Here is a 23,265-nt window from a genome sequence, read left to right as displayed (position 1 = left end):
AACCAACGCACCGTGCCGCGTGCTACACAGCCAGCCGCTTTTCCAGCTCGGTCAGGTGCTCGTCGGTAAAGTCGAGGTGCGTTACAAACCGAACGAGGTGCTTACCGAACGTAACCGCCCGGATGCCCTTTTCGGCCAATTGAGCCACATAGTCGGTGGCCAGAATAGACTCGGGCAACCGGAAAATAACGATGTTGGTATCAATCGGGTAAATCTCTTCAACCTCCGGCCGTTTTTCGAGTATCGCCCCGATTTTACGAGCGCGGGAGTGGTCAATTTTGAGCCGGTTCACGTGATGGTCGAGGGCGTAGATGCCCGCGGCCGCCAGAAAACCAGCCTGCCGCCAGCCGCCCCCCATCAGTTTCCGGTACCGACGCGCCTGCGCGATAAAATCACGTGTACCAAGCAGCAGTGAGCCCACCGGGCACCCCAACCCTTTCGAGAGGCAAATACTAATCGAGTCGAAGAGTTGGCCGTAGGCTTCGGGGCTATCTCCGGTTTCGATCAGGGCGTTGAACAGCCGGGCACCGTCGAGGTGCAGCACCAACTTATGGTCTTTGCACACCTGCTGAATAGCGGCAATTTCGGGTACGGTGTAATAACAGCCGCCCCCTTTGTTCATGGTGTTTTCGAGCGACACCAGCCGCGACAGAGGCCGGTGCGGGTCGGCGGGGTTATTCACTGCATCCCGAATCAGCTCCGGGGTCAGTTTGCCACGCACGCCCGGCAGCAGGGCCACCGACACCAGAGCGTTGGCCATAGTACCGCCCCCTTCGTACAGGTAGATGTGCGAGAGTTGATCGCAAATAACCTCGTCGCCGGGGCGCGTGTGCGTCCGAATCGCCAGTTGATTGGTCATGGTTCCGCTGGGGCAGAACAGGGCAGCCTCCATACCAAACAGTTCGGCGACTTTGGTCTCCAGCGCATTTACGGTAGGGTCATCGCCGAAAACATCATCGCCCAGCGGGGCCGAAAACATAGCCTCGCGCATGGCGGGCGTTGGTTGCGTAACGGTATCGCTACGAAGGTCAATTGTCATGGTTTATAGTTTCTGGTTTACAGTTTTCAGTGTACGGTTTTCAGTTGGCTGACGCATGATCAGACCGCTTCGCGCAACTGAAAACGGTAAACAGAAGACTGTAAACTTTCTTAGGCCAACCTCAATACAGTCTCAGCATCGACGCCGAGCCGTAAGTGGATTCGTTTTGCCAGGTCCAGATTAGGTTTGCGCTTGCCCGACAGCACATCCGACAAACGCGCTTCCGATACATTCAGCAGCCGCGCCAGATCGCGCTGTTTCATCCGCTGCTCGTACATTTTGTGTTCCAGAATATCTACCAGATTCTTCGGGGGCGGCACGGGCAATGGCATAATCGGAATACTGTCTTCGTAGGCTTCGGCAAGCAACGAAAGACGATGAAGCTCATCCCCTTCTTCGGGCGACAACGCCGTAAACCCACCCCCCTCAGTCGCTTTCTGCAAAAAGCCTTCAATGCGAGACATGAGGGCCTGATAGTCCTGTTCTGTTCTGATTTCCATAGCTTTCTATACGACTGAGCAGTTTATCTTGTCATACTGAGCATGTGTTCCAACAAACCGAACAAACAGCGTGCGTTTGTCGAAGAAAATCATACCCACAATCCGGTACTGATTACCTTTCACATTAAACACAAAACGGTCATTACCCACGTAATCAGCGTGATTGAACGTTTGCCTGACATCGGCAAATGATTGCCAATCGGCCTTGCTGACTATATCATACCACTCATTGAGGGCATTGGCAACGTCGGGGTGCCGTTGGGCAAACTCATTCAACATGGTTTTGCTAATGATAACCATGAGCAAGGCATTAAGATCACAAGTGACTGGGGCAAATAGTTCGCAAAGTAAAAAATAATTCCGATTTGCGGAACTATACCAAATCCCAGCCCTTCCGGTTTTCGCGGGAGAGCAGTGCATTGGCAGCCCGGTTATGCCGGAACTTCTCTTTGCGGGGATTCCACTCCAGGGTTTCGCCGAGCCGCCATGCAATCAGGCCCAGGTGCATAGGCAGGGTCATCTGCCGGGCGTAGGCCAGATTCGATTCCGGCTCCTTCCGCGACTTTACCGAGTCGATAAAGTTCTGCTGATGACCGGGTGAGCGTTCGAGCGTAATCGGAATTTCGGGTACGTCGTTCATCGTGACACCGTTAATGGTAATTTCGCGGGTGCTATAATCGCACAACAGAGTGCCTTTATCCCCCTCAAAATAAGCCCCGATGCCCCGTTTTTCGGCACCCGGCACATTGGGGGGGGTACTTGTCCAGTGCAGGTTCAGCCCGTCGAACGCATAGTCGATATCAATCCATTTTGGGGTGTCGCCAATCCCTTCGGTGGCTTCTCCCCTGGCCCGCACCGTCCGCAGCCCCGTCGGGTTCAGCGCCCACCAGACTACATCGGCAATGTGGCACCAGAAGTCCTGAAACACCCCGCCGGAGTAATCCAGAAAGTACCGGTACGTGAAATGGCAACGCTCAGGCGTGTAGAGCGACGCGGGCGCGGGTCCCTGCCACATGTCCCAGTTGAGTGTGCTGGGTGGAGTCTGGTAATTGGCCGGCCCCAATACGGGCGGGGTGCCAGTTCGCCAGAGCCGCACGGTATGCACCTTTCCGATGGCCCCCGCCCGGATCAGTTCGACAACCCGGTGGTAATTGTCGCCGGCATGAATCTGGGTGCCCAGCTGAAAAATACGATTGTAGCGATTTTGTGCTTTGAGCATCTGCTGACCCTCGCGCACGGTGTACGAAAGCGGTTTCTCCCCGTACACATCTTTACCGGCCTGAAACGCCATAATGGCAATTTGCGCGTGCCAATGGTCGGGGGTAGCGCAGGTGATGGCGTCAATGTCGTTGCGGTCGAGGAGGTAGCGGAAATCGGCGTAGGTTTTGGCCGTCGTATCGGGATGATGCCCTTTGAGCGTCGCGAGCGCTTTGTTCAGGTGATTTTCGTCGACATCGCACAGACCCACCACGTCTACATCGGGCAGTTTAGCAAACCAGTTGAGGTGGGCGGTACCCATGCCGTTGAGGCCAATATGCGCCACGCGCACTTTGTCGGAGGGGGCCACGCGCCGTTTGAAACTCGGCAGCAGAGCCAAACTAAGGGCGGCTGCACTGCTTTGCTGCAAAAACGCCCGGCGATTCATAGAGTTGTTCATGGAGGGAACTTTAGAGTTAAATGTATAATGTATAGTGCAGAAAATGAATAATATACTGATAGTCAAATACATAAAATGTCATTCATTAGCCATTATTCATTCTCCATTCCTTGTAGGCTTGCACCGCCCGTAGCCTTATTTACTCCGTTGCGGTGGGCAAAGGGCCATTGACGTAGATTTCTTTTCTTCAGATTCCGAAACCACCTACATTCGCTTCTGTAACCTTAACTGATTATCACAATGGCTGTCAATGCAAAACACCTCGCCACCTTTATTCTGGGTGCTGCCGCCGGGGCGGCTCTGACCAAGTATCTGCAAACCGAAGAAGGCGAAAAGCTCATGGCCGACCTGAAGGAAAAAGGCAACCAGTTTAAGTCGGAAGCCGAGGCCGCTGTGGATAATGCCCCTGAGTATTTCGACAATCTGCGGAATCAGTTGGCCGATATGCTCAAAAACAATTTCCCCAATGCCGAACACGCTATCAACGACATCCTCGGCAAGAAATCTGAACTCCCGGCCACCGAAACACCCAACCCAGCCCCGACACCTACCTCGGGACCTGAGCAGGTTTAGAAACTGTTTGAATAAATCCGCTCATTCAAACAGCTTCTTAAAACTGGAACCGTTTCCGAACCACTGTCTGATTACTGCCCCGCCCCTGCTCGAAAACTACCTCGGCCGGGCGCGGCACCCGAATCAGGTCGGCGGGCAACTCGTTCGATTCATCGTATAACAACAACTGGAATGACGCTCCCGCTCGCAACTGCACGGTGAGCGTCATTTCTTTGTCGAAGGGCAGACCGTGGCACACCACCGTCGACAAGGTTTGCTGCCCCGCCTGCGCTACCGTGGGTTTCACCGGCTCATTGTTTATCTGCACCGACCGAATGGTGGTTGTGTCGGGCGTCAGCAACCCAATCTCAAACCCGGCCGCTCCCCGCACCGACCGCAGCCGGAGTTTCACCGTTCGGCTGGTGGCGGTACTGCTATCCCGTAGTAACTCGGCCGTAGGGGCTGGTATGGCCAAAGCGCGGCCTTCGCTCCAGCGCCGACGACGCCCGGTTGCCGGGTAAAACGCCTTGAACAACCCCACGCTGTCAGTGGTAAAAAATTGCTTTTTCCAGGGGTCCATTTCGAGCGATTCGGTGGCCCAGTAGGCTCGGCCCGCGTCGGCATCGAGGTAGTAGCTCACGTGCGAATGCAACGGCTGGGTGGCACTCGGGGCCTCGGCCCGCACCGCCCAGACCGTCAGGACCAGCCCGGCTACCAACGCCAACAGTGGCACGGTAGGGCCATTGCGCCAGCGCAATTCCTGCTCAATCCGCAGCCCAAGCGGTAGTAACAACCCAAGGGTGATTACCAGCCCCAGCACGGCAATCACGATAGGGAGTTGCAGATCGAACGTCACGAACAGCAGCCGCACCAGCGGAATCAGCAGCAATGTTGGCAGCATGGTCAGCATCCCAACCAGCGCTTGTTTAGGCGAAAACCGGCGCTGATACCCCTCTGACCGAAGCACGAGCAGCGTACCCAACGCGCTGAACAGCAGAGGAAACAAAAGCTGAAAGGTAACCGAAGGCAGAGCAACCGCTTGCCACAAAATAAGCCCGTACAGGAAAAGGTACACACCCATCACAAACGCAAACGGCCGAATCCAGCGCAGCACCAGCCGGGTCAGCAAGCCGAATACACCCACCGTAAGCAGGATGTAGGCGATCAGAAACCGGTCGGAGCCGTAGATACCGTTGATGTACGCCGAGAGCGAAAACAGGGGACCTTCCCAGAGGGTCAGGTGGTAAGCCGGTGGCATGTACGCCCGCACCGCCACCGTAATGGGCCAGAACAAAGCCAGAATCAGCATCAGCATGACCAGAAACAGACCTGCACCCGCGAGGGTCTGGCCCACCGTAAGCACCTTCTTACGGAGGGCCGTCGCCAGCGTAAAGGCCAATACGGCCGTGAGCAAGGCCACTAACGCCCAATTGTAGACCATAGGGTACTGCACAAAATGATACCCCAGCGTGTTGAAGAAAATCTTGTCCGGGGCTTTGGTCTGTTCAAGCGATTGGCTCGCCACGTAGCGCGTCATGGCCAGCAGGTTACTGCCGTGATGCTGCATACTGGCAAGGTCCAGATTTTCGGGGGAGTCGGTCAGTTTGTGGTAATGCACAAAGCCGTCGATGTAGGCCGAGTTGATGCCCGTATAGCCCGCATTTCGGAAAATGGTAAAATCGGTGTTGTTGGGCAAGCTCCGGTAAATTTCGTACATCAGCGACGACGCCAGCGGGTACGGGGCCGCTTTGGCAAACGCTTCTACGGCCCAACCGTTCTGCGGGCTGATCTCAAACGTCATGCTGGGGCCACGGGTACCCCGCGCTTCGAGGTTCATCACAAACCCCACCTCACCCGCCCACGGATGCCGCAAAAAGGCCTGCGGGCCGTACAGGCCGTACTCCTCACCATCGGTAATGAGCACAATGACATCGTGCGGCAGGGGCGGTCCCGCGCGCAAGGCTCGAATAGTTTCCAGAATCGCGGCTACGCTCGACGCATCGTCGGCAGCCCCAATGGCGTTGGGTTGCGAGTCGTAATGCGCCATCAGCAGGGCCACTTTGCCGGGCTGCTGCCCCCGCAACCGCCCCAGCAGGTTGTACACGTACCCCACACTACCCCCGCGCCGACCCGCTACGGGTGTCTCCTGCACCTGAGGGTTCAGGCCCAAAGCCCGCATCTGCTCCAACAGATACGCCCGCACCGACGCGTGCGCGGCCGTACCCATTGCGTGCGGAGCCACCGACATGGCCTTGACGTGTGTTAAGGCGCGTTCGGCCGAAAATTCGTCCGCCGGTGCGGTGGCAGGTAGGGGTTTGGGAGGCTGCATGAGCTGAATCAGACCCAACGCCAGGCCGGTCAGCAACAGCAGGGTCAATAGAGCGACCCGTTTCGGAAGAGAGAGCATTCAGGTAAAGGGGAAGAAAAAGGCAAGTTAGCAAACAGTTTTTTTATTATTCCGCGACAATGTTAACCTTTTCTAATACAGGGCTTGTCACATGGTTTTTTCCACCAATTTTACATCCGAAAATATTCCTTTCGTGTGTCTCGGGTGAAGCCCCACAGGCTCGGCGGCCCAACCGCACACGTTCACTCTTTCGCTCTTTATTCGTCCATGAAAACAGTTGATTCGTACAATTTCGCCGGCAAGAAGGCTCTCGTTCGGGTAGACTTCAACGTGCCCCTCGACGCACAGTACAACATCACCGATGATACCCGCATCAAGGCCACCATCCCCACGATCACCAAGATCCTGAACGACGGGGGTTCGGCCATTCTGATGTCGCACCTTGGGCGACCGAAAGACGGCCCCACGGAGAAATACTCGCTTAAACACCTGGTACCTACCCTGTCGGAGACGTTTGGTCGGGAGGTAAAATTTGCGGACGACTGCATCGGGCAATCGGCTACCGACCTGGCAGCTTCGCTGCAACCGGGCGAAATTCTGCTGCTCGAAAACCTGCGTTTTTACAAGCAGGAAGAGAAAGGCGATGTCGAGTTTGCCGAAAAACTCTCAAAACTGGGCGATGTGTGGGTAAACGACGCCTTCGGAACGGCGCACCGGGCCCACGCCAGTACGGCCGTAGTTGGTCAGTTTTTTCAGGATCGGGTGTGCGGCTACGTGATGCTGGCCGAAATTGAAAACGCAGACAAGATTCTGAACAACGCCGAAAAGCCATTCACGGCGATCATGGGCGGTGCCAAAATTTCCGACAAAATCCTGATCATTGAGCGCCTGCTCGACAAAGTCGATAACCTGATTATCGGCGGGGGGATGACGTACACGTTCGTGAAAGCACAGGGTGGCAACATCGGTAAGTCGCTACTCGAAGCCGACAAGCAGGAGTTAGCCCTCGATATTCTGAAAAAAGCGGCCGAAAAAGGGGTGAAAATCATCATGCCCGTTGATAACGTTTGCGCCGACGATTTCTCAAACAACGCCAACCGGCAAACCGTGGCAGCGGGCCAAATTCCCGATGGCTGGGAAGGTCTTGATATTGGCCCCGAAACCGTAAAGCTGTTCATGGAAGTAGTTGCCAGTTCAAAAACCATTCTCTGGAACGGTCCAATGGGCGTTTTCGAGTTTGAGAACTTCGCAACGGGCACCAACGCCATTGCCGAAGCGGTGGTAAAAGCAACCGAAGAAAACGGCGCGTTCTCGCTCATCGGCGGGGGCGATTCGGCCTCGGCTATCAATCAGGCCGGTTACGGCGACCGGGTTAGCTACGTATCGACCGGTGGCGGTGCCCTCCTCGAATACATGGAAGGCAAAACCCTCCCCGGTGTAGCCGCTTTGCAGTAGCGTAACGGGAATTATAGAAAATTGCTGGCGCACAGGGCTTCGACAGGCTCAGCCTGACGGCAAACTTGAGAGTATTGGGTCAGGCTGAGCCTGTCGAAGCCCTGTGCGCCAGCAATCGCCTATCAGACAGGCATATCCGTTTGGTTTAAGCCATAACTCACGTTTTCGGTCTTTGCACAAGCGCCGACAGCTTTCTACACAAGCTGTCGGCGCTACCTTGACCTTCGTATGCTCGAAACTCTTCATCAGCTCGATACCGACCTGTTTCTACGGCTCAACGGGCTGTACGCCCCCTGGCTCGACCCAATTATGGTCTGGATCACGGAGCGTAATTCCTGGTTTCCCTTTTACGCCCTATTGCTGGGCTGGCTCGGGTACCGGTTCCGTTGGCAAGCCGTTCCGCTTATTCTGACCCTCGCCGTAGCCGTGGCCCTGAGCGATCAGACGGCCTCGGCCCTGCTCAAGCCCCTCACCCTGCGGCTTCGTCCCTGCCATGTACCGGCATTGCAGCCCCTCATCCACCCGGTGTTGCCGTGCGGAGGGCAGTACGGGTTTGCCTCGTCCCATGCCGCCAATGCCTTTGCCCTGGCTACCGGGCTTTGGTTCCTGCTGGGTCAACGCTACGGGTGGCTTCGCTGGACATTCGTATGGGCATTTTTGCTCGCTTACAGCCGCATTTACGTGGGTGCCCACTATCCCCTCGACATACTGGCGGGGGCGGGCATTGGCGTCGGGATGGCGGCCTTAAGCGTAACGCTCTACCGCCGGTTTACCCCCGTACACCTTCGTGTGGCTCCCCGCTGAGTTGTTTGCAAGACGCATAGCATTGGGTTTGTAAGCCTTGCAACAACCGCCACAAACCCTTAGTTAGCCCGGCGCTTTTCGTCTTCAGCTCCGCCCGTTCGCCGACGCGTAGGGGCTACTTTATCGTTGCCAAACCGGTACGAAAACGACAGGGTGGCCACCCGCGAATCGCGACGCTGGTAAAACCGCTCCACGAAGTTGTCGTAGGAAGAAATCGCCCGTACTTTACTCGTGAAGAACAAGTCGGCCACACTGAATTTAAGCGAGCCTTTACGATCCCACAACGCTTTTTGCACCCCGGCTGTCACCTGTCCGTTGGGTCGTACCCGCAGAAAGCCGTACTGCTCACCCGACTGGAAGCTGCTATTCAACTCACCCGACCATCCCTTACCAAACGTAAACGTGTGGTTGCTGCTCAGGTTAAACGCCGGGCGACCTTTGTTCAGGGCCGTGCCAGCCAGGTTGCCCACAAAATGACTGTAGTAGAACACCGCGTTATTGTAAATCTGCCACCATTTGGCGGGTTGCACCGGCACAGTAAACGTCAGGGCAAAATAGTCTTGCCGGTCAAGGTTCACGTTGGTTGAAATCACCGTTGAGTCAGTTTCGGGCTGCACCACGCTAATCATGGGTAGTGAAGTGCGGCTGTAGCTCAGGCCCGTGGTGTACTTGCCCTTGAACGTGTGCGAAAACTCCAGATTATAGCTGGTTTCGGGGCGTAGATTGGGGTTACCTGAGCCCGAGGTTGTGGGGTCGATAATAATTCGGAAGGGGTTTAGTTGGCCATACGAAGGCCGGTTAATTCGGCGGCTCAGGGTCAGGTTCAGCTCATGGTTTTTGCCGAATGCCCGCTTCAAAGCCGCGCTCGGAAACAACTGAGCGTACCGGCGCGTGAAGCTGCTATCGCCCACCACCTGCCGCCCCTCGGTTAAGGTATGCTCGGCCCGCAAGCCTGCCTGCACATTCCATTTGCCCACCGTGCGGTTCCAGTTAACATACCCCGCCGTGATCGATTCATTGTACTTAAATCGGTTAGTCCGGTTGGGGTCTATGGTCGTAATATCGCCCTCGGTGAATCGAAACACCACGTCGTTGTCCGACGATATCCGGCTAAACTTAGCCCCGGCCTCCAATCGGCCGCCGTTGCTCAACGGACGCACATAGTCGGTCTTGCCCGACCAGATGGTCAGGTCGCCCTGCTGATCCCCCATCAGCAGTACCGACCGCCCCGTCAGTTTGTATAGGGTAGTCAGCTCCTGCAACCGCTCCGATGTGTAACGGGCGTAGTCGGCGTCGGCGGTAAGTTCGGGGCTGTTGGCATCGGTTGAAAAAGTATGCTTGAAGTTTAGGTTGGCCGACAGATTTGGGGCATCGAACGAACGAGTGCTCCGGGCCTCGTACCGGTCAGTAAGCGTACCTGTTTCGTCGAACAGGCTCGTCTGATTCAGGCCGTTACGGGCAGGGCCTACCACTTTCTGCGCATTAATCACTGCACCGAGTACCGTTTGTTTCGACAGGGAATAGTCGATACCCGCCCGCACCGAATGCGACTTAAAGGCCATTGGCATCCGGTTGGCCTGGTCACTCGTACCCGTCAGGGTCTGGCTCCGATTAGGGCCTACCGCAAAAAAGTCGCGGTGCATATCGAGCTTCGAAATCCCACTCCGGTCCGAGTAGTTGTACGATCCGAACAGGTTAACCGATTGCCCCGGCCGGGTAGCCTGCCGGTTGTTGAGCGTTATTCCGGCCGTGTATTTATCGTACTGACTACGGCCGTAACTGGCCTGCACCGAGCCATTGGTACCCAGCCGTCCATCTTTCTTGAGGTTAATGGCAATCACACCGGCGGTGCCCTGCGCGTCGTACTTGGCGGGCGGGTTAGTAATCAGCTCAATGCTTTTCAGTTGATCGGCGGGTAATGCCCGCAGGTAGTCGGCCAGTTCGGAGCCGGTCATAGGCTGCCGTTTGCCGTCAATCAACACCAGTACACTCTGCCGGCCGCGTAGGGCGAGGTTATCATTATTGTCGACGGTTACCCCCGGCGAACGCGCCAGAATATCGAGCGAGGTGTTGCCAGCCGCCAGCGGGCTCCCCTCCACATTAACCACGGTGCGGTCGGCCAGGCGTTCGTAAAGAGGCTTCTGTCCAATTACTTTAACTTCTTTGAGCGTTGTGCTACCCGCTGCCGTCAGCTTCAGGGCAGGCACCGTAATAGGTTCAGTGCCCACCGTGATCGGTTCCGACCACATCCGGTTAAGCCCTACCTGTGAAGCCGACACCCGGTACTGCCCAGCGGGTGGCAATGAGAATCGATACGTACCCTGCGCATCGGAAAACTCCGCTTTCACCACGCTCGAATCGGCTATTCGGTGCAGCGTCACGGTGGCAAACTCCAGCGGTTTACCGGCTTCGTCCTGCACCAAACCGCTTAGTTGCGCACCGGTTTGCGCATGGCTCATTGGCACAAAAAACAAAATAAACAATAGGAATGCCAGTACGATTTGTACTGGTTTTAATGGATGCGCCCACGAGGTGGACTGCGGCTGAGATGAGGATAACGTTTGCATAGCGGAAGCAAATCTATGATATATCATTAAATAAAAGACGTATGTTGCAGCCTCAACCGCGCATCTATTCGTTGAATGAGCTAAATCCGGGATAAACGGTCGAATCCCGAGCATTTTGTTTAAACTTGCGTCTTACCGAATCTGGCGACTATCTCCATGCTGAACGACATTATTTTTTACAGCCTTGACAAAACGATCAAGCAATACCGACAATTTGCGCAGGCCAATATTGATCGGGCTGGTTTTGACATTACAATCGATCAATGGCTGGTGCTAACCGTAATCGGAGAATCACCTGAATTGGGACAGGCCGAAATAGCCGATCGGGTGTTTAAAGATCAGGCATCCGTAGCCCGCATCATCGAGCTGCTGGTCAAAAAGAAACTGCTCCACCAAACAGCCAGTCAAACCGACCGTCGTCGAATTGTTCGGAAGCTGACCAAAGAAGGCAAACAATTGCTCGAAGCGGTGGCTCCCATCATCAGTCGCAACCGGGCCATTGCCCTCAATGAGCTTGAGCCAGCCGCCATTGACCAACTCCGGGATACCCTCGAAACCATCTTCACCAACTGCCGATTCGCGCATAAACTGGCCAACGAGCCCGTTTCGGATTAAACTCTGCACCGGAAAACTTGCACAATACGTTGTTTTTTGGCCATTCGGGTTAAAGTGTTGATTGGGATTAGGGCTTTCGAAGGAATTGGCCCATCTTTTCCGTACCTTTGCGGAAATTTTTCCGGCACACGATGGCTTCGTTCAATCCGGTGAAAATCTTTTCGGGGAGTCAGTCAACCTACCTCGCTGAGAAGATTGCGCACTACTACGGTAAAGAGTTAGGCGGCTATACTTGCCGCCGATTCAGCGACGGCGAAATGTCGCCCAGCTTTGAAGAATCAGTTCGCGGTTGCGACGTGTTTTTGGTACAATCCACACTCCCGCCCGCCGACAATCTGATGGAACTCCTGCTGATGGTGGATGCCGCCCGGCGGGCCTCAGCCCACTACGTAACTGTGGTAATTCCGTACTTCGGCTACGCCCGGCAAGATCGGAAAGACAAACCCCGGGTGGCTATTGCGGCTAAGTTAGTGGCCAACATGCTCGCTGCGGCCGGTGCCGACCGCCTGATGACCATCGACCTGCACGCGGGGCAGATTCAGGGCTTTTTCGACTTTCCGGTCGATCATCTGGAGGGAACATCGGTTTTTGTTCCGTACATCAAGAGCCTGAATCTGGACAATCTGGTCATTGCCTCGCCCGACGTAGGTGGTGCTAACCGGGCCCGTACGTTTGCCAAGCATTTCAACGCCGATATTGTGCTCTGCGACAAGCACCGCAAGCGGGCCAACGAAATTGCCTCGATGCAGGTGATTGGTGATGTTGAAGGGGCCAATGTGGTCCTCATCGACGACCTGATTGATACGGGAGGCACCCTGGCTAAAGCGGCCCAGATTATTCTGGACAAGGGGGCCAAGTCGGTGCGGGCTATCTGTACACACCCGGTCATGTCGGGTAAAGCGCACGAGAACATTCGAAACTCGGTGCTGGAAGAATTGGTTGTTTCGGACACGATCCCGATGCGGGAGATGAACGAAAAAATTAAGGTGCTGTCGGTATCTGAGCTTTTTGCCAAAGCTATCGGCCGCATCCGTGATCACGAATCTATTAGTTCGCTTTTTATAAAACACTGAGCGAAAGAGTGAAAGATCGAACCAGTGAAAGAGCAAATTGGCTCCGTCACTGATTCGCTCTTTCGCTCTTTCGATCTTTCACTCTTTTATTTTTTGCATCATGAAAAAAATCGAGATTGTAGGGTACAAACGAGCGAATCTCGGCCCCACTCAGGCTCAGGCCATTCGTAACGAAGGCAACATTCCGTGCGTATTGTACGGAGGCTCAGAGCAAATTCATTTCTACGCACCGGCTATTCTGTTCCGCCCACTGCTGTTCACGCCCGACGTGTACGAAGTGACGCTGAACATCGAAGGCGATGAGTATCAGGCAGTGTTGCAGGAAACGCAATTCCACCCAGTAGCCGACAACCTGTTGCACGCTGACTTCCTACAAATTGTAGAGAACAAGCCTATCAAGGTTTCGGTACCTGTCCGGTTGGTTGGTAACGCACCGGGTGTACAAAAGGGTGGTAAGCTGGTAACCCGCGTTCGCAAACTGCGTGTACGGGGTCTGGCACAGGATATTCCTGATTATATTGATGTAAACGTAAGCGACCTCGATCTGGGTAAATCAGTACGGGTTGGCCAGATTCAGGCTGGTAATTTCGTTATTCTGGAAAGTGCATCAAACCCAGTTGCTTCTATCGAAATCCCACGTGCACTGCGGGGTCAGATGGCAGGCAAGTAATTTTTGTCGCAAGACTAATTGTAAGGCTAATAGATACGAAAGGCCCGCTTCCTCTCCGGAAGCGGGCCTTTTCGTTTTGGATGGTTGTTTCCGTTGCCTGTACAATTAATGGATAATGTACAGTGTAAAATAAATAATATAACGTGAGTTATGGATAATACGCACTTCTAAATCTCTGTTCTACAAGCAGTTGCTGACGCTAGGGCCTTCGACAGGCTCAGGCTGACGTGCAGCTCACAAGTTTGCGGTCAGCCTGAGCCTGTCGAAGGCCCTGGCGTCAGCCATTATGCATAATTCACGTTAATGTATCAGCTGAAATCAACCCGGGAACGCATTATTCACTGTGCATTATCCATTTTACATTATCCATTGTTCATCCACTTGCCCCTAATGCCCCAGATGAAGCATGGCCGCTTCGCTCAGGACCAAGTGCCCTCCGGTTGCGTAAATAAGCTTTTTAGCGTTGGCCATCTGCTGAACGGTTACCGTGACGCGGTGGCCAATCCGAACGGGGTTGCAGGCCGCTGGTACACACCCGCACGACCAGGTTGCCGGGCTGTTCCAGTCACCATCCTTGACGCTGCTGATTTCGGGGCCTTCTATCTCTTCCATGCAATGATTGGCGGGTTCGCTCACAATGAGTGTCAGCGCCGTACTGGCCGACGCGCCATACGGATCAACAACGGAAATTACGATTGTCTGGCTACCAGCTTGCGTGAGTGTTCCTGACAGCACTCGCGTGTTCTTATTGAATGCCAGTCCGGCGGGTAATCCCGTAGCAGACCAGGTTAATAGCCCGTTTTCAGGGTCGGCGAACGTGCTGTCGGGCACGGTGTACGAGAACGACATCCCAACCGTTGCCGACAGGGGCACGGGTACCGTGTGCACTACAGGCGACAGGTTGGCACATACAGCCGTCAGGTCGAACGGCCGCGAAACTTCAACACCGTTCTGGCGGGCCATCAGGGTAATCAGACCGGGGTCGCTCCGTAACTCAGCGTCGATAATATGCGTGGGCTCTGTAGTCCAGCCAGTAATCCCGACTGCCATGTATTCAATAGGCGAGCCATCACCACCCGTTGTTCGGAACGTGAGCGAGCCCGTTTGACAGTTGTAAAGCGGCTGCACGAGCGTAAACACGCGCGGGCCATCGGGCAATACCGTAAATGAAGCGGTGTAGGTAGTAACAGCCGGTGGAATTACAATGTATCCATCGGCGGGTACCGCCGGAGACCATTCGGTAAACTCGTAGGCACTGTCGGCCAGCATCTGTACACCCGTGGTTGCCAGATTGATTCGCATACCCACCACAAACGACTGACTATACGGGGCCGTATGCGGGTGGCCGTCGAGGTTAATCTGCATACCGGGCGGGTTGGTAGCAACCGTCAGCTTTACAATCGTTGGGTCAATATCAACGGTGTCGCGGGCGGATAGGCCCTTCGAGTCGGTAACGGTCAGAATCAAGCGATACCAGACATTAACGGACGTTTCGCCCTGGTTCGGAATCGTAAACGTACCACTGGCTGTCCCCGTGGCAATGGGTGGCCCGTCGTGGTAGTGCGTGTCGTGGTAGAGATATACCCGCCAGGTAAACGCGCTGGGCGGTAACACCCCATCTTCAGCATCGACGGCCGTCCCGGAGAAACTAATGGTTGTGCCTGCCTTGTATTTGGTATGGTTGGCGGGCGTCAGGATTTCGGGAACCGGTGCTGCATTGTACCCTAAGCTAACAAGGCTAGCTGTATTGCTGGTGACGCTACCGTAGCCGTTGCTGACAATCACGCGATAGTTACCCGCTACGGCCGACGACACACTCGGTACCGTGTACGAGGGGCCGGTAGCGGTAAGAATATCTTCCTCGTTCAGCTGCCATTGGTAAGTGATGGGCGTGGCTCCCGATACCGACACTCCAAACGAAGCAGGTTGCCCATCGAAAGCCGACACACTCACCGGCTGAGCCGTGATGGCCGGAGCCAGCTGATCGCTGTAAATAATCCGGTACAGGTGGCCACTATCGCGGGTAATGAAATATAGATTTCCATCGGGGCCGGTGCTGATGCCGAGGGGCGATGACGGTATGCCCGTTGCAAACGAACCCCGTACGGGTGTTGGCCCCGACAGGTCGAGGTAGTTAATCCACTGGTTACAGTAGTCATGGAAGAAATAGCGTCCTGTCCACTCAGCCGGATAACCCGTCTGAATCGGGTTGAAAAACGTGCCCCCGGTGATAGCGCAGCCTACACTGTCGCCATCACCATGCGCATAGGTATAAAACGGATTGGTGAAAGCCGGGTTGTAGTCGACGCCCTCGGCTTGTGGCCAACCGAAGTTATGGCCCGGTTGGGTAGCATCGTTGATCTCTTCCCAGTTCAAAAACCCAACATCGTTGACAAAAATACGGCCTGTAAGCGGCTGCACCGCCAGAGTAAACGGGTTGCGTAAACCCATAGCCCAAATTCGCTGCCGGGCCTCCGATCCGGTTTGATTCGGGTTGTCGGATGGTATGGTACCGTCCGGGTTGATCCGCAGCAGCTTTCCCCAGTGGCTATCAGGGTCCTGCGCGTTGAGGGGCGAAGCATGGTCACCGATGCCGATATACAGTTTTCCATCGACCCCAAACCGCATCGACCCACCATTATGAAACTCGCCGTAAAGGGGTGGCTCCAGATCCAGCAGAATGGTCTCGCTACCGGCCACTACCACATCGCCATTGGCTGTAAACCGGCTAACCCGGTTGTGAGCTGGGCTACCCGGTACGGTGTAGTAAAGGTACACGTAGCCGTTGCTGGCAAAGTCGGGGTCCAGCGTAATCCCGTCGAGGCCCCGCTCGCCGTAACTGTCGACAGTAAGCTCCAAAAATGGTGTTGGCAACAAGGCTCCATCTTTAAAAATACGAATGGTTCCCCCTTGCTCTGTGATGAAAATGCGCCCATCGGGGGCAAACGCCATAGCGGTAGGGGTACTGAGCCCCTCGCTAAGTCGAACCAGATTGAATCCCGCGGGTAAACTCTGTGCGTTGAGAACGGTGCCGGTCAGCAAAAAGAGCCAGAGAAATAGGCCATAAGAAGCGCGTAGCACCCGAAAAACCGGCACACAGATACGGGAAAAATAAAGCATAGTTAATGTGTCGTTACGGTGGGGCTCCAAAATCAACCACAAGTTTACACAAACTTGGGAGTCAGTACAATGACGAGCGTTGCTCGGACAGGTAACGGCACACGGGAAGAATCGCCGTATCGGCCTTCCGCACTTGCACTCCCCCCGGTTTTTTGTTGTTTTGCGGCATGAATTACGCCCGTAGCTCCGCTCCCGCTTTGCCCGATTTTTTTTTCAACATTTTATTAACCGTTGGGGTCATCCTTAACGCTCTGGGATTGTTCAGCTTAATTATGGAGCCCGACGGTGCTCTGTACGCTACAATCGCTAAAACCGTTGCAGAATCGGGCGATTTTGTAAACCTGATTGTTGAAGATCGGGATTGGCTCGACAAACCGCACTTCCCGTTCTGGGTGGCGGCCATCAGCTACAAAATTTTCGGCATCAACTCGTTTGCCTATAAGTTTCCGGCGTTTCTGTTTTTTCTGGGGAGCGTATGGTACACCTATCAGTTTGCCCTGTTGGCGTACAGTCGGCTGGTAGCCCAGATTTCGGCCCTGGTGATGCTCACGGCTTTACACCTCGTTATTTCTAACAATGATGTACGGGCCGAGCCGTACCTGACCGCTCAGGTGATCGGGGCGGTGTTTCATTTTTTCCGGCTCTACCGCTCCGACCGGCCGCTGGATCTGGTGCTGGGGGCTTTCTGGACGGGTATGGCCCTCATGACCAAAGGGCCGTTTGTAGTTGTTCCGATCGGGGCTGGGCTGTTTTTTCACATTGTGCTCACCGGCCAATGGCGGGAGTTCTGGAAACTGCGCTGGTATGTAGCTATTATTCTTTCACTTGTGTTTTGCCTACCCGAACTGTACACGCTTTACCTTCAGTTCGACCTGCACCCGGAGAAAGTAGTGTTCGGTAAAACGGGCAACTCCGGCATCCGGTTTTTCTTCTGGGATAGTCAGTTCGGGCGGTTTTTCAACACGGGTCCCATTAAAGGGTCGGGCGAGAAAACGTTCTTCCTGCACACGACCCTGTGGGCGTTTGCTCCCTGGGCTCTGTTGCTGTATGCGGCCGTGGGGCGGGCCCTTCTCCGGCTAATTGGGCGGATGTCGTATCTGCCCGAATACGTTTCGCTGGGGTCAGGGCTGATGACCTTTCTTCTGTTTTCGCTGTCGGGGTTTCAGCTACCGCACTACCTCAACATTGTTTTTCCTTTTTACGCCGTACTCACCGCCCATTTTCTGACTACCCTGCGCAACAACGTAACGCACCGGCGTTGGCTCCGAACCATCCAAATACAGTACCTATTGCTGTTGGTTATTGTAGGCGGGCTCATCTGGTATTTCCGGCCACAACCTATGGCGGGGGCCATTATCTGGGCCGTGTTGGTCACGGTTGTCACGGGAGTACTGGCGCGGGGCCGCTGGCTCCCGGCCTTAGTGGGCTGGGCCGTAGGAAGCTCGGTGCTGGCATTGGGCTTTTACAACCTGTTTTTGTACCCTCACCTGATGCCCTACCAGGCAGGTGGCGAAGCCGCTTTTTACATTAACGAACACAACACGCCCGAGCAGCCCGGCGGTATGCGGCTGGCGGGCATGTACGTTGAAGACCAGTATTCGTTTGAGTTTTACCTGAAGCAGCGGGCTTACTACTGGCGTACCAAAGCCGACCTGAAAGCCGTAGCCGACAAAGAGCCCGTCTGGATTCTGACGAGCCCAACCCACCTGGACACCCTCCGGCAAGATGGCTGGCAGGTAGCTCCTATCGGCACCTTCCAGTTTTTCCACGTCACCAAGCTCACCGGCGAATTCCTGAATCATCAGACCCGCACCCAGGCACTGAAGCCCAAGGTACTGGCCGAGGTCCGTAGCAAGCCCTAAGCGTAACCGGGTATCCCTAAACCAAAACGGGTCGGAACCGCAATGGCCCCGACCCGATATACTGTGTTCAGCCTGTTTGCTTACTTACCGTGGTCCATTACCGGAATCGATACCGTCATGTTATCCCAGGCAATAGCAATGCTGTTGTTTGCCGGTGTGATGGTCAGTTTCTCGATAGGCGTTTTATTGCTCGATACCTTAGCCTTCACGTCAACCACATTGTTGGCTTTGTTTTTCTCGTACTCATAGGCGCCCCACTGTCCGAGGGTTGAGTTGAGTACAACACCCCACTCTTTCTCGCCGGGGAAGGTAACCAGCGTGTAGGTACCCGCTTTCACATGCTTACCGCCAAACATAACGTCGTTCTTAAACGTCACTTCGGTGGCCTCATTGGCACCGGTGCGCCAGGGCTTACCGTATTTCTCCAGACTGGCCGAACCCTCGGGCCCGAAGATTACCCGACCACGCTTTGAAGGCTGACCGTACACAACTTTAATGTTCTTGTTGGGGCTCTCAGCCGTGATGCGGGGGCTGGCGGGGGCTTTCTGGCCCTGGGCCATGGCAACCGTCAGGGTGGTTAACAGCAGCAGAATGAATGCGCTAAATTTTTTCATGTTTGTAAAAAGTGGTTTGTATTAACAACGCAACGTAAACGGCTGTCTACTCAAATTGTTGTTTAGAATCCCGCTAATTGCGCCCTTTATGGACAGACGGATGCCCAAAAGGTTTAAAGGAGGCCGTCGTCTGCCAAATATGCGGCCGCTTACTTGCAGGATTGAACAACTTCAGCTTATTTTTATCCAATAATTAGTATGCACGCATACGGTTAACCAAAAATCAGCCCTTCCGATGGCAACCTATTTCAGCAAACGCAACCTACAGTTTCTGCTCCATGAAGTATTTCAGGCCGAGCAACTGGCCCAATACGAATACTTCAGCGGACACGACAAAGAGACGTTCAACATGGTGCTCGATTCGGTGACCCACATCGCCGATACACTCATGCACCCGTACTTCAAAGACGCCGACAAAAACCAGCCCGAACTGAAAGACGGCAAGGTGACGGTGCATCCGAAAGTAAAAGAGTTTCTGAAGGCCATGGGCGAGGCCGGCCTCATCGGGGCTGGTTTCAGCTACGACCACGGCGGTCAGCAATTGCCCGAATTGATTAACTCGACGGTGGGCTTTATTCTGATGGCGGCCAACAATGGCATGATGTACACCGGCCTTACCTCGGGCGCGGCTCACCTCATCACGTCGTTCGGGTCCGAAGAGCTCCAGAAAACATACGTCGAAAACATGTTATCGGGTAAGTGGCAGGGCACCATGGCCCTCACTGAGCCGCAGGCCGGTAGCTCACTCTCAGACGTGGTCACGTCGGCCACTCCGCAGCCCGACGGCACCTTCAAAATACGGGGCCAAAAGGTATTCATATCGGCCGGTGACCACGATGCCGCCGATAATATCATTCACCTGCTGCTCGCCCGCATCGACGGAGCCCCTAAAGGTACCAAGGGGATTTCGCTGTTTGTGGTGCCCAAGTACCGGACCGATGGTGCGCCCAACGACGTGACCTCTACCGGTGTGTACCACAAAATGGGGCAACGGGGTGTGCCCGCCATGCACCTCACCTACGGCGAAAACGACGACTGTATCGGGTATCTGGTGGGACAGCCGCATATGGGACTTTCGTATATGTTCCAGATGATGAACGAAGCCCGTATTGGGGTGGGTATGACAGCAGCCGCCATTGCCACGGCCGCTTACCATGCAGCCCTGCAATACGCTAAGGAGCGCCCACAGAGCCGCCGACTGAACCAGAAACACGCGCTCGACGCTCCGCAAACGCCCATCATCAACCACCCCGATGTACGCCGGATGCTGTTGTTCCAGAAAGCCGTAACCGAGGGCTCGCTATCGCTGTTGCTCGAAACGGCTCGCCTGTTCGACCTGGCGCAGGTGACCGAGGGCGAAGAGAAAGAAAACAATACCCTGCTGCTCGAAATCCTGACGCCGATGGCCAAGACGTATCCGTCGGAAATGGGCGTACAGGCCACCAGCCAAAGCGTTCAAACCTTTGGCGGGTACGGTTTCACCGAAGATTTCCCGGTGGAACAACTCTACCGCGACATTCGGATTACCCCGATTTACGAAGGTACCACCGGTATTCAGGCGCAGGATTTGCTCGGCCGTAAAATGACCATGAAGGGCGGCAAAGCGGCTCAACTGCTGTTTGCCGAAATAAGCAAGAGCATTGCCGAAGCTAGTGCGTACGACGATCTGAAACCCTATGCCGACAAGCTCAAAGGCGAACTAAAGCAGGCGCAGGAGGTATTTATGGCCCTGATGCCACACGCCATGAGCGACGTGGAGCGCTACCTCTCCGACGCGACACTGTTCCTCGAAATGCTCGGTATTGTCACCGTAGCGTGGCAGTGGCTCAAACAAGCTGTGGTGGCTAAACAGGCGCTGCTCACCCAAAACCCGCAGGGCGATGAACTGACATTCTACGAAGGCAAAATTCACACAATGAAGTTCTTCTTCCATTACGAAGTGCCCAAAACGCTCGGTTTGGCGGCCCGCCTGAAAGATCCCGAGGTACTAACGATCGTGTCGGAGAAAGAACTGGCCCTGTAATGACCTGTAGAGGTGCATACTTGCGTCTCACCGGCGTAAGCAATTTTTAATGATTGCTGGCGCAAGTGAGATGCAAGTAGGCGTCTCTACAGGTTACCCCAACAACAGGGACTCGGCCCCGTCGATCCAGATAGGTGTGCCGGTAATATGGCTCGCCCGGTCGGAGGCCAGGAACAGCACTAAATCCGCCACCTGCTCGCTTGTACCCGGCTTACCGTCGGTGAGGGGAATTTTACCGGCCGGAAACTCGGCGGGCTCTTTCACCCGGTCGAGATGGCGGTGTTCGGTACTCTCTTCAATGTTTGTTTCGATAGCCCCCGGACAAACCACGTTGACCCGAATCTTGTGCTTGGCCAGTTCAAGGGCAATCATCTGGGTGAAAGCCACCTGTGCAGCCTTGGTTGAGGAGTAAGCTGTGGCACCGGTGTTCGTAAAAATGCGGGTTCCATTGACCGACGCCGTAATAATGATGGAGCCTTTGCCCGCCTGCTTAAGAAGCCGCAGGGCGTGCTTGACCGTCAGAAACGTACCGGTCAGGTTAATGTCGATTGTTTTTTGCCACTCATCAAGCTCAATTTCGTCGAGCGGAGCCCATACCCCGTTGATGCCCGCGTTGGCAAACACAATGTCGAGTCGGCCGTAGGTTTTTTCGACCTGCTCATACAAAGCCTTCATATCGGGTTCTTTCGAAATGTCGGCTGTAACGGCAATTGCCTCACCCCCTGCCTGCTCAATTTCGGCAACGGTCTGCTTTATTTCGTCGTCTGAACGACTCACAGCTACTACTTTTGCTCCTTCGCGAGCCAGCCGTAGGGCAGCCGCCTTACCAATTCCCGACCCGGCACCTGTAATCACGGCTACCCGGCCTTCCAGTTCTTTTTCTTGCGCCATAACGTTGAGTACGTGTGTATTGTACGTTACCAGCAAGTAGGCCCGATTGTTCAGGAGAACCAGTTGGTGTTCCGTTGCATCACCAGATGCAGCGGTGTTTTAGGGCGCAACGTGATAAGTGGTTGCGGAACGGGTAGTTTTTCGGGGCGTTGGAGGGTAAAGTCGCGGAGCAACAGCCCGAGCAGAATCTGCATCTCCATTAGGGCAAACTGATTGCCGATACAGAGCCGGGGGCCGCCCCCAAACGGCAGGTACGCGTACGGATGCCGTTCTTTTTCGCGCCCGGCCGCAAACCGGTCAGGGTCGAACCGGTCAGGCTGCTCCCAATGGCGCGGGTCGTGGTGCAGCACATAGGGTGATACCAGCACCGTAGCCCCCGCCGGCACCCGGTGCGGCCCAAGCTGATCGTCGGCAAGCGCCATACGGCTCATGGCCCAGGCCGGTGGGTACAGCCGCAGCGACTCCTGAATAACCTGAAGCGTGTACGTAAGCGACCGGAAAGCATCGGCACCCGGCACGCGGTCGGTACCGAGTTTCTCCCGGACTTCGGCCTGCACGCGGGCCTGTATGTCGGGGTGGGTGGCCAGCAGAGAAAGTGTCCAGGCCATTGATACGGCCGTTGTTTCATGCCCAGCCGTAAACAGGGTCACGCACTCGTCGCGCAGTTGCTTGTCCGACATCACCGCCCCGGTTTCTTCATCAACGGCATGGAGCAGCATATCGAGCAGGTCATCGCGCGACTCGCCCGTTTGGCGCCGGGTAGCAATAAAGCCATAGATCAGGTTATCGACCAGCGCGCTTGCCTTTCGGAACCGGACATTGCTGGGCGTAGGCCACGAGCGCGGCACCTTAACGGGCGTCAGCAGCATCTGATTGGCCAGATAGTTGAGTGTTTCGAGCGAGTGCGAAAGGCCCTTGATGTGGCCCGCGCCCGACACGGCCGCGTACTCTGTGCCAAATAGAGTTTTACACACAATCTGCATGGTCACATCCATGAGCGACTGCGACATATTGACCGGCGCACCGGGTTTAGCCTCCACACTTTCAGCCAGTTCATCGACCCAACCGACGGCCTCTTCCACCATCGTTTGGGCCAGTATAGCCAGCTTCTGCCGGTGAAACGCGGGTTGTGCCAGTCGACGTTGCCGACGCCAGAAATCACCGTCGCTTGTGAGCAGCCCTTCGCCCAGAAAGCGTTTGAGTATCATAAATGCAGGCGACCGCACATAGTTTCGGTTGTTCTCCTGAAACACGTACTTCACATCTTCGGGGCGCAGGGCCACGAACTGCTTACGGCCGCCAATAGATATGCGTACCACCCGCTCGTACTGTTGCGAGAGCCGGGTAAACATCGCCAGCGGATTACGGGCAAACTCAAGGGTATTGCCCACCACGGGCCAACCGGGGTGTACGGGTGTGGAGGTTTCGGATGCTGCCATGACTATCGGAGAGAGGTTCCGTAAAGATAGGGCGATC

The 23,265-nt window shown here is 55.2% G+C and carries 18 protein-coding genes; 8 read left to right on the top strand and 10 right to left on the bottom strand.

The features are described 5' to 3' along the window. Nucleotides 1-22 precede the first annotated feature (22 nt). From F5984_RS18035 to F5984_RS18020, 4 genes are all read right to left on the bottom strand, one after another. The gene (locus tag F5984_RS18035) at nt 23-1,039 is read right to left on the bottom strand and encodes a threonine aldolase family protein (protein ID WP_152125618.1); all 1,017 of its coding nucleotides are present in this window, start codon (nt 1,037-1,039) and stop codon (nt 23-25) included. A 110-nt stretch (nt 1,040-1,149) separates the two neighbouring features. Continuing rightward, on the bottom strand, nt 1,150-1,539 hold the full coding sequence (locus F5984_RS26765; RefSeq protein WP_246169117.1) for a helix-turn-helix domain-containing protein: 390 nt from the start codon (nt 1,537-1,539) through the stop codon (nt 1,150-1,152). 6 nt (nt 1,540-1,545) lie between these two features. Beyond that, the gene (locus tag F5984_RS18025; protein WP_152125617.1) at nt 1,546-1,839 is read right to left on the bottom strand and encodes a type II toxin-antitoxin system HigB family toxin; all 294 of its coding nucleotides are present in this window, start codon (nt 1,837-1,839) and stop codon (nt 1,546-1,548) included. A gap of 73 nt (nt 1,840-1,912) precedes the next feature. Beyond that, nucleotides 1,913-3,196 (bottom strand): Gfo/Idh/MocA family protein, encoded by a 1,284-nt coding sequence (locus F5984_RS18020; protein ID WP_152125616.1) that lies wholly within the window; start codon nt 3,194-3,196, stop codon nt 1,913-1,915. A 240-nt stretch (nt 3,197-3,436) separates the two neighbouring features. Between F5984_RS18020 and F5984_RS18015 the strand changes: the two genes are divergently transcribed. Beyond that, complete coding sequence (locus F5984_RS18015) at nt 3,437-3,769, top strand: YtxH domain-containing protein (RefSeq protein WP_152125615.1); 333 nt, start codon at nt 3,437-3,439, stop codon at nt 3,767-3,769. 37 nt (nt 3,770-3,806) lie between these two features. Here F5984_RS18015 and F5984_RS18010 read toward each other — a convergent pair whose 3' ends face one another. Further along, nucleotides 3,807-6,155, bottom strand: a complete 2,349-nt coding sequence (locus F5984_RS18010; RefSeq protein ID WP_152125614.1) for a M28 family peptidase — start codon at nt 6,153-6,155, stop codon at nt 3,807-3,809. Between the two features lie 207 nt (nt 6,156-6,362). Here F5984_RS18010 and F5984_RS18005 point away from each other — a divergent pair, with 207 nt between their 5' ends. Both F5984_RS18005 and F5984_RS18000 read left to right on the top strand, forming a co-directional pair. After that, nucleotides 6,363-7,550 (top strand): phosphoglycerate kinase, encoded by a 1,188-nt coding sequence (locus tag F5984_RS18005; RefSeq protein ID WP_152125613.1) that lies wholly within the window; start codon nt 6,363-6,365, stop codon nt 7,548-7,550. Nucleotides 7,551-7,778: 228 nt separating this feature from the next. Continuing rightward, nucleotides 7,779-8,354 carry a phosphatase PAP2 family protein gene (locus F5984_RS18000; RefSeq protein WP_152125612.1) on the top strand — a complete coding sequence of 192 codons (576 nt, stop codon included), beginning with the start codon at nt 7,779-7,781 and terminating at the stop codon, nt 8,352-8,354. Nucleotides 8,355-8,413: 59 nt separating this feature from the next. Here the strand turns inward: F5984_RS18000 and F5984_RS17995 are convergent, their stop codons facing one another. Beyond that, nucleotides 8,414-10,813, bottom strand: coding sequence for an outer membrane beta-barrel protein (locus F5984_RS17995; RefSeq protein ID WP_246169115.1), 2,400 nt, complete (start codon nt 10,811-10,813; stop codon nt 8,414-8,416). Between the two features lie 264 nt (nt 10,814-11,077). Here F5984_RS17995 and F5984_RS17990 point away from each other — a divergent pair, with 264 nt between their 5' ends. The 3 genes from F5984_RS17990 (at nt 11,078) to F5984_RS17980 (ending at nt 13,279) form a co-directional block, all read left to right on the top strand. Next, a complete protein-coding gene (locus F5984_RS17990) occupies nt 11,078-11,536 on the top strand; it encodes a MarR family winged helix-turn-helix transcriptional regulator (RefSeq protein ID WP_152125610.1) in 459 nt (152 codons plus the stop codon). 131 nt (nt 11,537-11,667) lie between these two features. After that, nucleotides 11,668-12,609: a ribose-phosphate pyrophosphokinase gene (locus F5984_RS17985; protein WP_027303190.1), complete on the top strand. Its 942-nt coding sequence runs from the start codon at nt 11,668-11,670 to the stop codon at nt 12,607-12,609. A gap of 100 nt (nt 12,610-12,709) precedes the next feature. After that, nucleotides 12,710-13,279 (top strand): 50S ribosomal protein L25/general stress protein Ctc, encoded by a 570-nt coding sequence (locus F5984_RS17980; protein ID WP_027303189.1) that lies wholly within the window; start codon nt 12,710-12,712, stop codon nt 13,277-13,279. Nucleotides 13,280-13,666: 387 nt separating this feature from the next. On the opposite strand, the gene F5984_RS17975 is transcribed toward F5984_RS17980, so the two are convergent. After that, nucleotides 13,667-16,399 (bottom strand): PQQ-dependent sugar dehydrogenase, encoded by a 2,733-nt coding sequence (locus tag F5984_RS17975; RefSeq protein ID WP_152125609.1) that lies wholly within the window; start codon nt 16,397-16,399, stop codon nt 13,667-13,669. Between the two features lie 257 nt (nt 16,400-16,656). On the opposite strand from F5984_RS17975, the gene F5984_RS17970 reads away from it, so the two are divergent. Continuing rightward, nucleotides 16,657-18,261, top strand: a complete 1,605-nt coding sequence (locus F5984_RS17970) for an ArnT family glycosyltransferase (protein ID WP_246169112.1) — start codon at nt 16,657-16,659, stop codon at nt 18,259-18,261. Between the two features lie 80 nt (nt 18,262-18,341). Here F5984_RS17970 and F5984_RS17965 read toward each other — a convergent pair whose 3' ends face one another. Further along, the gene (locus tag F5984_RS17965) at nt 18,342-18,875 is read right to left on the bottom strand and encodes a DUF2911 domain-containing protein (RefSeq protein ID WP_019989850.1); all 534 of its coding nucleotides are present in this window, start codon (nt 18,873-18,875) and stop codon (nt 18,342-18,344) included. Between the two features lie 235 nt (nt 18,876-19,110). Here F5984_RS17965 and F5984_RS17960 point away from each other — a divergent pair, with 235 nt between their 5' ends. Beyond that, the gene (locus F5984_RS17960) at nt 19,111-20,898 is read left to right on the top strand and encodes an acyl-CoA dehydrogenase (RefSeq protein WP_152125607.1); all 1,788 of its coding nucleotides are present in this window, start codon (nt 19,111-19,113) and stop codon (nt 20,896-20,898) included. Between the two features lie 93 nt (nt 20,899-20,991). Here F5984_RS17960 and F5984_RS17955 read toward each other — a convergent pair whose 3' ends face one another. Together F5984_RS17955 and F5984_RS17950 are read right to left on the bottom strand one after the other, a co-directional pair. Further along, the gene (locus tag F5984_RS17955) at nt 20,992-21,789 is read right to left on the bottom strand and encodes an SDR family oxidoreductase (protein WP_152125606.1); all 798 of its coding nucleotides are present in this window, start codon (nt 21,787-21,789) and stop codon (nt 20,992-20,994) included. Between the two features lie 50 nt (nt 21,790-21,839). Further along, nucleotides 21,840-23,228, bottom strand: coding sequence for a cytochrome P450 (locus F5984_RS17950; RefSeq protein ID WP_152125605.1), 1,389 nt, complete (start codon nt 23,226-23,228; stop codon nt 21,840-21,842). Nucleotides 23,229-23,265 lie beyond the last annotated feature (37 nt).

It is taken from the genome of Rudanella paleaurantiibacter, assembly GCF_009184635.1.
Classification (GTDB): Bacteria; Bacteroidota; Bacteroidia; order Cytophagales; family Spirosomataceae; genus Rudanella; species Rudanella paleaurantiibacter.
Note: the sequence above shows the minus strand (reverse complement) of the source record. Positions and strands in the feature narration are given on the sequence as shown.

Bases quoted from the DNA above. Each gene is read 5' to 3' on its own strand.
- F5984_RS18005 (WP_152125613.1), top strand. From the start codon at position 6,363: ATGAAAACAGTTGATTCGTACAATTTCGCCGGCAAGAAGGCTCTCGTT.
- F5984_RS18000 (WP_152125612.1), top strand. From the start codon at position 7,779: ATGCTCGAAACTCTTCATCAGCTCGATACCGACCTGTTTCTACGGCTC.
- F5984_RS17980 (WP_027303189.1), top strand. From the start codon at position 12,710: ATGAAAAAAATCGAGATTGTAGGGTACAAACGAGCGAATCTCGGCCCC.
- F5984_RS17950 (WP_152125605.1), bottom strand. From the start codon at position 23,228: ATGGCAGCATCCGAAACCTCCACACCCGTACACCCCGGTTGGCCCGTG.
- F5984_RS26765 (WP_246169117.1), bottom strand. From the start codon at position 1,539: ATGGAAATCAGAACAGAACAGGACTATCAGGCCCTCATGTCTCGCATT.
- F5984_RS17965 (WP_019989850.1), bottom strand. From the start codon at position 18,875: ATGAAAAAATTTAGCGCATTCATTCTGCTGCTGTTAACCACCCTGACG.
- F5984_RS18035 (WP_152125618.1), bottom strand. From the start codon at position 1,039: ATGACAATTGACCTTCGTAGCGATACCGTTACGCAACCAACGCCCGCC.
- F5984_RS18010 (WP_152125614.1), bottom strand. From the start codon at position 6,155: ATGCTCTCTCTTCCGAAACGGGTCGCTCTATTGACCCTGCTGTTGCTG.
- F5984_RS18015 (WP_152125615.1), top strand. From the start codon at position 3,437: ATGGCTGTCAATGCAAAACACCTCGCCACCTTTATTCTGGGTGCTGCC.
- F5984_RS17975 (WP_152125609.1), bottom strand. From the start codon at position 16,399: ATGCTTTATTTTTCCCGTATCTGTGTGCCGGTTTTTCGGGTGCTACGC.
- F5984_RS18025 (WP_152125617.1), bottom strand. From the start codon at position 1,839: ATGGTTATCATTAGCAAAACCATGTTGAATGAGTTTGCCCAACGGCAC.
- F5984_RS18020 (WP_152125616.1), bottom strand. From the start codon at position 3,196: ATGAACAACTCTATGAATCGCCGGGCGTTTTTGCAGCAAAGCAGTGCA.
- F5984_RS17990 (WP_152125610.1), top strand. From the start codon at position 11,078: ATGCTGAACGACATTATTTTTTACAGCCTTGACAAAACGATCAAGCAA.
- F5984_RS17955 (WP_152125606.1), bottom strand. From the start codon at position 21,789: ATGGCGCAAGAAAAAGAACTGGAAGGCCGGGTAGCCGTGATTACAGGT.
- F5984_RS17985 (WP_027303190.1), top strand. From the start codon at position 11,668: ATGGCTTCGTTCAATCCGGTGAAAATCTTTTCGGGGAGTCAGTCAACC.
- F5984_RS17960 (WP_152125607.1), top strand. From the start codon at position 19,111: ATGGCAACCTATTTCAGCAAACGCAACCTACAGTTTCTGCTCCATGAA.
- F5984_RS17995 (WP_246169115.1), bottom strand. From the start codon at position 10,813: ATGAGCCATGCGCAAACCGGTGCGCAACTAAGCGGTTTGGTGCAGGAC.